Annotated in this window: 9 protein-coding genes; 8 read left to right on the forward strand and 1 reads right to left on the reverse strand. The window is 74.4% G+C overall.

Annotated elements, in window-relative coordinates:
- Positions 1 to 163: 163 nt before the first annotated feature.
- The 5 genes from GR130_RS02795 (at position 164) to GR130_RS02815 (ending at position 8,353) form a co-directional block, all read left to right on the forward strand.
- The gene (locus GR130_RS02795) at positions 164 to 2,377 is read left to right on the forward strand and encodes a serine/threonine-protein kinase (protein ID WP_236572721.1); all 2,214 of its coding nucleotides are present in this window, start codon (positions 164 to 166) and stop codon (positions 2,375 to 2,377) included.
- 204 nt (positions 2,378 to 2,581) lie between these two features.
- Positions 2,582 to 4,798 carry a serine/threonine protein kinase gene (locus GR130_RS02800; RefSeq protein ID WP_159503228.1) on the forward strand — a complete coding sequence of 739 codons (2,217 nt, stop codon included), beginning with the start codon at positions 2,582 to 2,584 and terminating at the stop codon, positions 4,796 to 4,798.
- A gap of 497 nt (positions 4,799 to 5,295) precedes the next feature.
- Positions 5,296 to 6,450 carry an acyl-CoA dehydrogenase family protein gene (locus tag GR130_RS02805; protein ID WP_159503229.1) on the forward strand — a complete coding sequence of 385 codons (1,155 nt, stop codon included), beginning with the start codon at positions 5,296 to 5,298 and terminating at the stop codon, positions 6,448 to 6,450.
- Positions 6,451 to 6,458: 8 nt separating this feature from the next.
- Positions 6,459 to 7,445: an acyl-CoA dehydrogenase family protein gene (locus GR130_RS02810; RefSeq protein ID WP_159509683.1), complete on the forward strand. Its 987-nt coding sequence runs from the start codon at positions 6,459 to 6,461 to the stop codon at positions 7,443 to 7,445.
- Between the two features lie 434 nt (positions 7,446 to 7,879).
- Entirely contained in the window at positions 7,880 to 8,353 is a 474-nt protein-coding gene (locus GR130_RS02815; RefSeq protein ID WP_159503230.1) for an ATP-binding protein, read from the forward strand.
- Between the two features lie 377 nt (positions 8,354 to 8,730).
- On the opposite strand, the gene GR130_RS02820 is transcribed toward GR130_RS02815, so the two are convergent.
- Entirely contained in the window at positions 8,731 to 9,657 is a 927-nt protein-coding gene (locus GR130_RS02820; protein ID WP_159503231.1) for a cyclase family protein, read from the reverse strand.
- A gap of 130 nt (positions 9,658 to 9,787) precedes the next feature.
- Between GR130_RS02820 and GR130_RS02825 the strand changes: the two genes are divergently transcribed.
- The 3 genes from GR130_RS02825 to GR130_RS02835 all read left to right on the forward strand — a co-directional run bounded on the left by GR130_RS02825 (position 9,788) and on the right by GR130_RS02835 (position 13,210).
- Positions 9,788 to 10,702 carry an SDR family NAD(P)-dependent oxidoreductase gene (locus tag GR130_RS02825; protein ID WP_159503232.1) on the forward strand — a complete coding sequence of 305 codons (915 nt, stop codon included), beginning with the start codon at positions 9,788 to 9,790 and terminating at the stop codon, positions 10,700 to 10,702.
- Positions 10,703 to 10,928: 226 nt separating this feature from the next.
- On the forward strand, positions 10,929 to 12,131 hold the full coding sequence (locus GR130_RS02830; protein ID WP_201304780.1) for an acyl-CoA dehydrogenase family protein: 1,203 nt from the start codon (positions 10,929 to 10,931) through the stop codon (positions 12,129 to 12,131).
- Positions 12,128 to 13,210: a Zn-dependent alcohol dehydrogenase gene (locus tag GR130_RS02835; RefSeq protein WP_159503234.1), complete on the forward strand. Its 1,083-nt coding sequence runs from the start codon at positions 12,128 to 12,130 to the stop codon at positions 13,208 to 13,210. The genes GR130_RS02830 and GR130_RS02835 overlap by 4 nt, the downstream gene beginning before the upstream one ends.
- The last annotated feature ends 2 nt before the right edge of the window (positions 13,211 to 13,212 follow it).

Genomic DNA, 13,212 nt, shown 5'->3' on the forward strand with positions numbered 1-13,212 from the left:
ATGACGGGTGCGCGGTGTCGTCCCGCACAGACCCGGGCCTTCCGCATGGCCGCGGATGAGGGAGAATGAAGGCTCTGCCAGGGTGGGTTGTCCGAGTTGGACCAGTTTGGCGATCGATGGAGTATCGAAGCTGCCAACTCGGCTGGATTGCAGAGGGGATTCAGTGGGCGACGAGGTCGAGATGGACGGCAAGGAGGGCAGGCTGCTCGCCGGCCGGTACCGGCTCGCCGATGTTCTCGGCCGGGGCGGTATGGGCACTGTCTGGCGGGCCGAAGACGAGGTCCTGGGCCGTACGGTCGCGGTCAAGGAACTGCGCTTCCCCGGCGGGGTCGAGGAGGACGAGAAGCGCCGTCTGATCACCCGTACCCTGCGCGAGGCCAAGGCGATCGCCAGGATCCGCAACAACGGCGCGGTGACGGTCTACGACGTGGTCGACGAGGACGACCGGCCGTGGATCGTGATGGAGCTCGTCGAGGGCCGCTCGCTCGCCGAGGTGGTCCGCGACGACGGTCCGCTGACCCCGCGGCGCGCCGCCGAGGTCGGCCTCGCCGTGCTCGACGTGCTGCGCGCCGCCCACGGCCAGGGCATCCTGCACCGCGATGTGAAGCCGTCCAACGTCCTGATGTCGGACGACGGCCGGGTCGTGCTCACCGACTTCGGGATCGCCCAGGTCGAGGGCGACCCCTCGGTCACCTCGACCGGCATGCTCGTAGGCGCGCCCTCGTACATCTCCCCGGAGCGGGCCCGCGGCCAGAAGCCGGGCCCGCCGGCCGACATGTGGTCCCTGGGCGGGCTGCTCTACGCCTGCGTGGAGGGCGTCCCGCCGTACGACAAGGGGTCGGCGATCGCCACCCTCACGGCCGTGATGACCGAGCCGGTCCAGCCGCCCAAGAGCGCCGGGCCGCTGGAGGACGTCATCCACGGGCTGCTGGTCAAGGACCCGGCGGCCCGGCTGGACGACGGCGGTGCGCGGGCGCTGCTGCTGGACGTCATCCACGCCCCGGAGCCCAAGCCGGAGCCCCCGGCGGGCGCCACCCGGGCGATGGCGCTGCCCACCGCGCCCAAGGAGCGGTCGGAGCGGTCCGAACGGTCCGAGGGCGGAAAGCCGGCCAAGCAGTCCAAGTCGGCCAGGCCGGCGAAGAGCGCGGCGAAGCAGCGTGTGCCGCGCAAGCCCAAGGGCAAGCCCGCGGGCGCCGCGGCCGGCACGGCGGCGGCCGTGGAGTCCGGCGGCACCGCGGGGACCGCCGCGGCCGCGGGTTCCGGCGCGGCGGCCGGCACCGTCGGCTCCGTCGGGTCCAAGGAGACGAAAGCGACCGCGCCGACCGCACCGGAGAAGAAGGGCCCTTCGGGGCAGCCGGGCAAGGGCGGTCCGCAGCGGGCCGGTTCCGGGGCGGCGGAACCGGAGCGCACGGCCCCGGCCGCGTCCGACGCGGACCGGTCGCCGGCCCGCCTCGGGCTCGCCTCGGAGGCCACCAAGGAGCGGATGCGCGCCGCCCTGAAGTCGGTGCGGAACGCCGCCGCGGCCGCCGCGACCGCCGCGGCGCGGCCGGAGTCCAGACCCGGCGACGGGGACCGTCCCGCCACCCCGCGGGCGTCGGTGACCGACGTCGTCCCGCGCCGCACGCTGATCATCGCGGTCGTGGTGGTCATCGCGGTGCTGGGCACGGTGCTCGCCCTGGTGTTCAGCAGCGGCGGCGACGGCGGCGGCAGCAGCGACAACGCGGCCGGTCCGCAGGGCAAGGCGGCGTCCGCGGGCGAGGCGGCCACGAAGTCCGCCGCCGCGAACACGGATCCGGGCACGGACGGGCCGGGTTCCGCCGGACCGCCGAAGCCGGGCGGGGCGGCGGGCGGCGCCAAGGGCGATGCCAAGGGTGGCCCCAAGGGCGGAGCGAAGGGGGGCGCCAAGGGCGGCGACGCGGTCCCGGACGGTTTCACCGAGGTGACCAACGCCGGGTTCCACTTCCGTATGGCCATGCCCGACGGCTTCCGGCAGACCGGCACGGCCGGCGAGAACTCCGGCGCGATATACAGCGCGTCGGGCGGCTTCCCGCGCGTCCAGGTCGACTTCAACGACCAGCCCGGCCAGGACGCGGCGGCTGCCTGGCGCAGCCTGGAGCCGAGCGTGGCCGGCTCCAGCGACGGCTACCACCTCATCGGCATCAAGGCCGTCGACTGGCGGGGCTACCCGACCGTCGCGGACTGGTCGTTCACCCGCCAGCAGGGCGGCACGGAGGTGCGGGTGCTCAACCGCGGCTTCCGGGTCGACGACCAGCACGGCTTCGCCATCATGATCACCTGCAAGGCGGACTCCTGGGACGAGAAGGAGTGCCGGCAGCTGCGCGACACGGCCTTCCGGACGTTCACGGTGAAGGACTGACATCTTCACGGTGGAGCACTGACACCTTCACGGTGACGGACCGGCGCGTTCGCGGTGAGGACTGACGCGGACCGAGCCGGGCGGACACGGCGCGCGGCGCGGTCCGGCGGGCTCAACTGTCAGTGCTGCCACGTATCGTGAGGGGTCCAGAGCCGTACGCATCCGCAATCCGCGGGAATGCGGCGCGGGCCCCGGGGAGGCGTCGTGGAGGAGTACGCGGGAAGAGTGCTCGCCGAGCGCTACCGCCTGCCGGTGCGCCCCTCCGGCGACGGCTTCGGCGGCGACGGCGGCGGTGACGCCGCGGACGGCTTCGAGGCGGGCTTCGACGTCCGGTTCGCCGAGACCCGGGCGTTCGACACGTACAGCGGCCAGGAGGTGCTGGCCCGTCAGGTGCCGCTGCCGGAGGTGGTGGACGCCGAGGTCGTCGGGGCGGACACCGGGCGGCCGGGGTTCGCGGAGCCCGGGGCCGGGGCCGGGGCGTGGCACCGGAGAGCCGCGGGGGGTGCCGACCGCAGCCCCCGCGATCCCGTCGTACGGCGTGCGCTGGAGGCGGCGACGACGGCCGCCCGACTGCCCGACCACCCGCTGCTCGACCAGGTCTTCGACGTCTTCGCGCAGGACGGCAGCCTGTGGATCGTCGGCGAACTCCTCCCGGCCCGCCCGCTGTCCGCGCTGCTCGCCGAGCGGACGCTGTCCCCGCACCGCGCCGCGGAGATCGCCGCCGACGTGCTGACCGCGCTGCGCGCCCTGCACGCGCACGGCTGGATCCACCGCAACATCACCGCCCGTACGGTCCTGATCTGTGACGACGGCCGAGCCGTCCTGACCGGTCTGGCGGCCGGGGCGGCCCAGGAGGCGCTGTGCGGCTACGACCCGGCGCCGCGGGCGGGGGACGGGCCCGCGGCGTCCGCGGGCGGCGCGCCGCCGGACGGCATTTCGCTGGTCAAGCAGACGCGGGGCGCAGCCGATGACGCGCCCGCGCCGGAGGAGGGCCACGCCGGGCTCACCGGTCTCGCCGCCGAGCGGGCCCGGCAGGCGCGGCTCCAGGTCGTCGGGGCGGTCACCGAGCGCTGGGCGCCGGAGCAGGCCGGGCCGGTGGGCGAGGGCGCGGCGCCGGAGGCGGGTCCGGCCGTGGATCTGTGGGCGGTCGGCGCGCTGCTGTTCCGCAGTGTGCAGGGGCGTCCGCCGTTCCCCGAGGAGAGCGCCGCCGAGCTGGTGCGGCTGGTGGCCGCGCAGCCGCCCGCCGGGGCGGCGGAGTGCGGGGCGCTGCGGCCGGTCGTCGAGGCGCTGCTGTGCCGGGACCCGGCCGCCCGCCCGGAGTTCGAGGCGGTGCGTGCCCGGCTGCGGGCGCTGATCCGTACGGCGCCGGAGCCGGATCTGGGCAGCCGGCTGGTGACGCTGCCCGCGCTGGAGCAGGGCGCCGATCCGCGGCGGCTGCCGATCGTCCGGCGCCGCGGCGAACTGGTCCGCAAGGGGCGGCAGAAGAAGGTCCGGGCCCGCGGTGCGCAGCCGCGCCTGGCGCCCGCCGGGCGGCCCGCGCCGGGTGGCCGGGCCCAGCCGTCGCGTCCGCCGCGGATCCCCCGGCAGCCCAAGCCGCTGCGGCCCGCGAAGGCCGCCCGGTCCGCGGGCCGCCCGTCCGGGGATCCGTACGAGGCGCAGGAGCTGCTGGGCCAGGTCGGGCTCGGGCGGGCGCCGCAGCGGTCGCGGCCGGGGCGGGCTCCGCGGAGCCTGGGCCGGGTGCTGCTGACCGTGATCCTGCTCCTGATGGTGGGCGGGATCGCGTACGCCATGGTGTTCCTGCCGAAGTCCGGCGCGGCATCGGCGGGCGGCCCGTCCGGCGCGGACCTCAGCGGCTCCTCGGGCGCGGTGCCCGGCGGCAGCCCCACCCCTTCGGCCGGCCGGGACGGCGGCGGGACCGGCGGCGCCTCCCCGGGGACGGGCGAGCCGCAGACCACCGCGCCCGGGAATCTGGCGCCGGGCTACGAGCTGCGGACGGACCCGATGGGGTTCCAGGTCGCGGTCCCCAAGGGCTGGCAGCGCCGTGCCGAGACCGATCAGGGCCAAGTGCGCTATACGGGCGGTGACTTCGAGCTGGTGGTGGTGCCCGGCCGCGACACCACGGCGCGGGCCGGCGCGGACCCGATGGCGTATCAGCAGGACAAGGAGGCCGAGCTGGCGCCCTACCGAGCGGCCGGCTGGTCCTCGTCGTCCGGGCTGCGGCGCATCGACATCGGGCAGACGGCGATGGCCGAGGGCACCTTCACCTGGCGGGACGGCAGCGGCCGCCAGGTCTACGTCCGCAACCTCGCGATGATCCACGACGGCCGCTACCACGTCGTCATGGTCATCGGTCCGGACACCGGCCGCGACGAGGTGGACAAGCTGTACGAGCAGGCGAGCAGCGCGTATCGCCCCAACTAGCCGGAGCGGAAGGCAGGTTGGTTCTCGCCGACCGTCACCTGCCATCACCGGCCATCACCCGTCGTCACCGCGTGATCGGCTCCCGGCGTGGCCCGCCGCGCCCCCGAAGCGCTCCCGCGGTTCCCGCTTGAGCACCTTGTGCGGCGTCGCCCCGCGCGGCAGGGCGGCCGGCACCTCCAGCCGCTCGGGCAGCTTGTACGGCGCCAGGCCACTTCGGCTCCGACCGAAGGCGTGTCCCCGCAAGCGTCTCTGACGTACCGTCAGATTGTTTCCGAGGTTAGGGGCCGGCGCCTTGCCGGTCCAGAGGGGCCGGGGCTAGCCTCGTTCTGACGGTTCATCAGATTCGGCATTCGGGCCCGCTCCGGGACGACCGGACGCGGGGCGAGGGAAACAGGGGAGCCGATGCAGCCACCGCGCACCGCCAGTCCCGACGACCGGGGGCGCGGGACCGCGCGCCGCCGCGCGCCCCGGCGCCCGGACGACCGCCGGATTTGCTGATGGACCTCACGTACACCGAGGAGGAGGAAGCCTTCCGGGCGCGGCTGCGGGAGTGGCTCGCCGAGGTGCTGCCGAAGCTGCCGCCGAAGCCGGCCGCGGCCGACTGGCCCGGACGGCGGGCGTATGACGCGGCCTGGCAGCGGACGCTGTACGACGCCGGGTACGCGGGACTGCACTGGCCCGTCGACGCCGGGGGCCAAGGGGCCACGCCCACCCAGCACTTGATCTACCTGGAGGAGACGGAGAAGGCCGGCGCCCCGTATGTCGGCGCGAACTTCGTCGGCCTGCTGCACGCCGGCCCCACCATCGCCGCGGAGGGCACCGCCGCGCAGCGCGCCCGCTGGCTGCCGCCGATCCTGCGCGGCGACGAGATCTGGTGCCAGGGCTTCAGCGAACCGGACGCCGGCTCCGACCTCGCCGCGCTCCGCACCAGGGCCGTACGGGACGGCGACGACTACGTGGTGTCCGGCAGCAAGATCTGGACCTCGCACGCCGAGGCCGCCGACTGGTGCGAACTGCTCGTCCGCACCGACCCCGAGGCCCCCCGGCACCGCGGCATCAGCTGGCTGGCGATGCGGATGGACGCCCCCGGGGTGACCGTGCGGCCGCTGCGCACGCTCGCCGGGTCGGCCGAGTTCGCCGAGGTGTTCCTCGACGAGGTGCGGGTGCCGGCCGCGCACCGCGTCGGCGCGGAGCACGACGGCTGGCGGGTGACGATGGTGACGCTGTCCTTCGAGCGCGGCACCGCGTTCGTCGGCGAGGTGGTGGCCTGCCGCCGGGTGCTCGGCGCGCTCGCCCGCACGGCCCGCGCGAACGGCCGCTGGGACGATGCGGTGCTCCGCCGCCGACTGGGCAGGCTGCACGCGGAGTTCGCCGCGCTGTGGCGGCTGACCCAGTGGAACGTCAGCGAGGCGCAGAGCACCGGCGGTGTCCCCGGCAGCGGCGGCTCGGTCTTCAAGCTGCGCTATTCGCACGCCCGCCAGGAGCTGTACGACGCGGCGGCGGAGGTGCTGGGCGCGGCGTCGCTGGACGCCGACCGGGAATGGGTCGCCGACCGCCTCTCCGCCCTCTCCTACACCATCGCCGCGGGCACCTCCCAGATCCAGCGGAACATCGTCGCCGAGCGGATCCTCGGCCTGCCGAAGGGGCGGTGACCGGGCCGGTGCACTTCCAACTCACCGCCGATCAGAGGGCGTTGCGGGACGGCACCCGTGCGCTGCTGGCCGGGCGGTACGGCCGGGACCGGCTGCGGGCGGCCGTCGACGACCCGGCGCCCGACCGCGCGCTGTGGCGCGAGCTGGGCGACGCCGGGTTCTTCGCACTGCGGCTCCCGGAGGCGGCGGGCGGCGTCGGCCTCGGGCTGCCGGAGGCGGTCCTGGTCTTCGAGGAGGCCGGCCGGGCGCTGCTGCCGGGGCCGCTGGTGGCCGGGCAGCTGCTGGCCGGGGTGGTGGACGGCGTGGCGACCGGGGAGCGGCTCGCGGGGCTGTGCGACGCCGCGGCCGATCCGGTCCTGTGGGAACACCCGGCCGGCTGCGACGAGGTGGTGTTCCTCGGGGAGGACGCACAGGGCCCGGGGGAGGGCACACGGGGCGCACGGGGGCGCACCGGCGAGGCGTACCGGAGCGCGGCCGGGGACATCACCTGCGCCCCCTTCGCCTCCGTGGACCCGCTGACGCCGCTCGCCCGCGTCACCGGACGGCCGCGCGGCGCCCCGCTCGCCCTGGACGTGCCGCGCCTGCGCCGCGAGGCGGCCCTGCTGACCGCCGCCCAGCAGCTGGGCAGCGCCGCCCGCACCGTCGAGACCGCGGTCGCCCACGCCCGGCGGCGCGAGCAGTTCGGCGCGCCCATCGGCTCCTTCCAGGCGGTCAAGCACCTGTGCGCGCGGATGCTGGTACGTGCCGAGCTGGCCCGGAGCGCGGTGTACGCGGCGGCGGTGACGGGGGACGCGCTCGATGTCGCGGGCGCCAAGCTGCTCGCCGACGAGGCCGCGGTGCGCAACGCCCGGGACTGCCTCCAGGTCCACGGCGGGATGGGCTTCACCTGGGAGGCCGATGTGCATCTGCATCTCAAGCGGGCGTGGCTGCGCGCCGAGTGCTGGGGCGGCGCGCGGGAGGCGGAGGAACTGCTGGCCGACGCCCTGCCGGGGTGACGGGCGATGTCAGACTCTGGCAACCCGTGTGCGAAATGTCGGACTCAGCACGCATAACCGGTCACGGAGGGTCGATATCGGGTTGTGTCCCAGGCGTGACTCGTCACACGCGGGAGTCGGGGCCCGGCTCGGGTACTCTCCGTTGGGTGCGAGTGGTCCTGTGGCGCAAGGGTCGCGGTGCCGCCGGAAGGGCGGCTCCGGGCTACGGACTGCGTGCCGCTCGCCTCGGGCAAGCCCCCGATGGCCCCCCATGTTCGACTCCCCGCAATGTGCGTCGCACAGTATGCCGCACGCATACTCCCTTGCGCTGGAATATGCCCGAAGCGGTTGTTGCGGTGACTGAACGTCAACCATGCTGTGCTTCGCCGGAGTCACGCATCGTGACTCCGTGGAGGCGCGAGGCGATGTTTCCGCCGGTTCGGATGGTGTGAGCGGTGCAGGTGCTTCAAGTGCAGTTGGACGTGCGGCCCGATCCCGCTGAGGTGGGGCGGGCCCGGCGGTGGGCCCGGTCGAGGCTCGCGGGATCGGGCATAGGGGCGGATGAACCGCTCGCCGAGACGCTGATCCTGCTGATCTCCGAGCTGGTCACCAACGCCGTGGTGCATACCGGCACGGCGGCCCGGCTGCGGATGTGCTTCTCCGGCTCGGGTGCCGTGGTCGGCACCGTACGGGTCGAAGTGGTGGACGACAGCGCCCGCCCGCCGCGTCAGCGGCACGCGGACGGCGAGGACACCAACGGCCGCGGCCTGGAGCTGGTCGACGGTCTGGCGGACCGCTGGGGCTGGCAGCGCGAGGGCGCCGGCAAGCGGATCTGGTGCGAGGTGGACCGCGGGCAGCCGCTGCTGATGGCGGCGGGGGCGGACCTGGGAGCGTACGACGCTCATTGCGCCGCGCCGCACCGCGCATGACGCGAGAGTCACGCACCCCGCACCGCGGTGACGGCCGCAGTGACGTTCCGCGCACCGCAAGGAACCGCAGGGCGTTGCGGCAAAGCGCAACGAATCGGGCATATCGCCCACAACTGCGGAATCTGTGGCCGAATTAGTCCAGACCAGGTGTTGACGTGGCGTGCGCTGGTGATCACCCTTGGGGGAGCGATTCGCCGCGAGGGGACGTCGAGGCCGCGGGAGGGGAGTCGGGGTGCCGCCATGGCGGTATGCCGGTCCGGGGCCTTGGCGAGTGCGGGTCGTGGCGTGGTTGGGGGCCCCAGCGGTAGCCGGGGAAGGGTGGCGGTCCGCGGTGCCGTGCTCGGGGCGCGCATGAGCGCACCGCCACCCGGCCGGGCTCACAGCACCGCGACCGGCGCGACCGGGGCGCCGCAGCCGCCGACGAACGGTTCGGCCGTCGCCGACAGCAGGAAGGTGTAGCGGCCCTCCGCCGCGCAGGCCGCCGACAGTTCCTCCAGATTCCAGTTCTGGCCCTGGAGCATGCCCATCTCGACGAGGTGGAGGGCGTGCACCGGCATCCACAGATTCTCGATCTCCGGCGGGAAGATCTCGAAGGTGAGGGTGTCGTTGGCGACCGCCGCGACATCGCGGGCGTGGAACCACTCCGGGGTGCGGAGCGAGAGGCCCGGGGACGGGAACGCGTACGCCTCCCGGTCGCCGGCGAGGTAGTGCCGGAGCTGCCCGGTCCGGATCAGCACGATGTCGCCGGGCCGGACCGCGGTCCCGGCCAACTCCTCGGCGGCCGCCAGGTCCTCCGGAGTGACGGCGTGATCGCCCGCCAGCCGGTCGCGGCCGTGCGTGCGGGCCACGTCCAGCAGTACGCCCCGCGAGACGATCGGGGCGGCCTTCTCGATGCCGAGGGCGGTGGCGCCGCGGTGCGCCGTGACGGAGCCGGCGGGGCGGTTGTTGTAGAGCCGCCCGGAGTGCGAGACATGGCCGAGGCCGTCCCAGTGGGTGGCGGCCTGGAGGCCCATGGTGACCGTGTCGTCGGAGGTGGCGACCGTGCCGGGGCCGAAGAGCTCCTGGTTGACGGCGACCATGGTGTGCAGCGGGTTGACCCGGCCGGGGATCGCGCCGGTCTGCACACCGTCCTGCCGGAGTGGCAGGGCGAGGGGGACGCGCAGCCCGCTGCGTACGGTCGCGGCGGCGGCGCGCACCACGTCCGGGGTGATCAGGTTCAGTGTGCCGGTCTCGTCGCCGGCGCCCCAACGGCCCCAGTTGTTCACGCGGTTGGCGATGTCGTGGAACTCCTGCGGCAGCGGCACGGTGCCTCCTCGGGCGGTGCGGGTGGCGGTGGCGGGTAGTGGGTGGCGGCTTCGGTTCGGGGGCTTGTGTTCGTACCGCGTCTGCTCAAAAATCTAACGGTCCGTCAGAAACCGTGGGAAGGGGCGCGGCATGGGGAACTTCTTGGCCGGCAGGGTGGTCGCCGTCACGGGGGCGGGCCGCGGCATCGGGCGGGCCGTCGCCCTGGCCGCCGCCGCCGAGGGCGCGAAGGTGATCGTCAACGACTACGGCGTCTCGATCGAGGGCGGCGAACCGAGCAGCGAGGTCGCGGCGGCGGTGGTCAAGGAGATCGAGGCGGCGGGCGGCAGCGCCACGGCCGTCGCCGACGACGTCTCCACCATGGCCGGCGGGCAGCGGATCGTGGACACCGCGCTGGCCGAGTACGGCCGGATCGACGGTGTGGTGTGCGTGGCCGGGATCCTGCGCGAGCGGATGCTCTTCAACATGTCCGAGGAAGAGTGGGACCCGGTCGTCGCCACGCATCTGAAGGGCACGTTCACGGTGTTCCGGGCCGCCGCGGCGGTGATGCGCAGGCAGAGGTCCGGCACGCTGATCGGCTTCACCAGCGGCAACCACCAGGGCAGCGTCGCGCAGGCCAACTACGCCTCGGCGAAGGGCGGGATCATCTCGCTGGTGCGCAGCGCGGCGCTTGGGCTGCACAAGTACGGGGTGACGGCGAACGCGGTGGCGCCGGTCGCGCGGACGCGGATGTCGGCCAACGTGCCGATGGAGCTGACGGAGATCGGCGAGCCGGAGGACGTCGCGGCGTTCGTCGTCTACCTGCTGAGCGAGCGGGCGCGGGCGGACGGGGTCACCGGCCAGGTGTACACCGTGGCCGGGCCGAAGATCGCGGTGTGGGCGCAGCCGGCGGAACTGCGTTCCGTGTACGCCGACGGGGGCGGGTGGACGCCGGAGCGCGTCGCCGAGGTGGTGCCGAGGTCTGTCGGTGTCGATCCGATGCCGATGCTGGCGCGGTTGGAGGAGATGGCGCGGGCCGCGGCGGCCGGTGAACGGCCCAACCGGTAGCTCGGCCGTTCCGCTGCGCTTGGCGGTCTTCCCACGTTGTCGGCTCTCCCGCCGTGGTGGTTTTTATCCGCTGCGCGGGGCTGTCGGGGTGCGGTGACGGTCCTCCGGGGGCGGTGTGCAGGACTGCTTCGCTTTACGTCCTGCACACCGCCCCCTCCGGCCCGTCCCCTCCCGTGGGTGGGTGGTTGGGATGCCGGTGGGGGCTGGGGTGAGTGGGAGGGCTCGGGTGGAGTTCGGGTTTGGCGATGACGAGGAGTCGTTCCGGGGTGCGGCGCGGGAGTGGCTTGAGGGGCACCTGGTGGGGGAGTTCGCCGCGTTGCGGGGGCGGGGTGGGCCCGGGAGTGAGCATGTGGGGGGTGGTGTTCGGCGGGCCTGGGAGCGGGAGTTGGGGAGGGGTGGGTGGATCGGGCTGGGGTGGGACCGGCGGCACGGTGCGTACGGGAACCGGGCGGGGTCGCTGACGCAGCAGGTGGTGTGGGCGGAGGAGTACGCGCGGGCCGGGGCGCCGGGGCGGGTGGGCCACATCGGGGAGAACCTGCTGGCGCCGACGCTGATCGCGTACGGGGACGAGGCGCAGCGCGGACGGTTCCTGCCGGCGGTGGCGCGGGGGGAGGAGCTGTGGTGCCAGGGGTACAGCGAGCCGGACGCGGGGTCGGACCTGGCGGGGCTGCGGACGGTGGCGGTGCGGGACGGGGGCGGGTACCGGGTCAGCGGGCAGAAGGTGTGGACCTCGCTCGCCATGGAGGCGGACTGGTGCTTTGTGCTGGCGCGGACGGATCCGGGGGAGCGGCGGCACCGGGGGCTGTCGTTCCTGCTGGTCCCGATGGACCAGCCGGGGCGGGTCGAGGTGCGGCCGATCCGGCAGATGTCGGGGACGGCGGAGTTCAACGAGGTGTTCTTCGACGGGGCGGTGGCGCGCGCCGAGCACGTGGTGGGCGGGGAGGGCGCGGGCTGGCGGGTGGCGATGGGGCTGCTGGCGCTGGAGCGGGGGGTGTCGACGCTGGTCCAGCAGATCGGTTTCGCCGCGGAGCTGGGTGCGGTGGTTGCGGCGGCGCTGCGGAGCGGGGCGGTGCGGGACCCCGTGCTGCGGGGGCAACTCGTAAGGCAGTGGGGCGAGTTGAAGGTCATGCGGTGGAATGCGCTGCGGACTCTGGGGGCAGATGGTGACGCAGGGGCGCCGAGCGTGGCGAAACTGCTGTGGGGCGGCTGGCATCAGCGGCTGGGGGAGCTGGCGATGCGGGTCCGCGGGGCGGCGGCCGTGGTGGGGCCCGCCGACTGGGACGCGGCGGCACCGTACGAACTCGACGCGCTGCAACGGCTGTTCCTGTTCACCCGGGCCGACACGATCTACGGCGGCTCGGACGAGATCCAGCGCAACATCATCGCCGAGCGGGTGCTCGGCCTGCCGAGAGCGGAGCGGTTCAGATGAAGGGCGTCATATTCGACGGTGAGCAGCCCCGGGTCGTGGACGACCTGGAGGTGCGGGATCCGGGGCCGGGCGAGGTGCTGGTGGGGATCCGGGCCGCGGGGCTGTGCCACAGCGATCTGTCGGTGATCGACGGGACCATTCCGTTCCCGGTGCCGGTGGTGCTGGGGCACGAGGGGGCCGGGGTGGTCGAGGCCGTGGGGGCGGGCGTGGACCACGTCGTGCCCGGTGACCATGTGGCGCTGTCGACGCTGGCGAACTGCGGGGCGTGCGCGGAGTGCGACCGGGGGCGGCCGACGATGTGCCGCAAGGCGATCGGGATGCCCGGGAAGCCGTTCCGGCGCGGGGAGGCGCGGCTGTTCAACTTCGCGTCGAACTCGGCGTTCGCGGAGCGCACCGTCGTCAAGGCGGTGCAGGCGGTGAAGATCGCCCGGGATATCCCGCTGACGTCCGCGGCGCTGATCGGGTGCGGGGTGCTGACCGGGGTCGGCGCCGTGCTCAACCGGGCGAAGGTGGACCGCGGGGACTCCGTGGTGGTCATCGGGACGGGCGGGATCGGCCTCAACGTGATCCAGGGCGCGCGGATCGCGGGCGCGTCGGTGATCGTGGCGGTGGACGCCAACCCGGCGAAGGAGGCGGCGGCCCGGCAGTTCGGGGCGACGCACTTCGTCGACGCGTCGGCCGTCCCGGACACCGTCAAGGCGGTGAAGGCGATCCTGCCGACCGGCGCCGACCACGCCTTCGAGTGCGTGGGCAGTACGCGGCTCATCCGGCAGGCGATCGACCTGCTGGACCGGCACGGGCAGGCGGTGCTGCTGGGCGTTCCGCCGGCCACCGCCGAGGCGTCCTTCCTCGTCTCGTCGATGTACCTGGACAAGTCCATCCTGGGCTGCCGCTACGGCTCCTCCCGCCCGCAGCGGGACATCGCCCTGTACGCCCGGCTGTACCGCGAAGGGCGGCTGCTGCTGGACGAGTTGGTGACCCGTACCTACGCGGTGGAGGACTTCGCCAAGGCCGCGGACGACGCGCACCACGGGCGGGTGGCGCGGGGGGTGCTGCTGTTCGGGCGGGACGAGGGGTGAGG

Source organism: Streptomyces sp. GS7 (assembly GCF_009834125.1).
Lineage (GTDB): Bacteria > Actinomycetota > Actinomycetes > Streptomycetales > Streptomycetaceae > Streptomyces.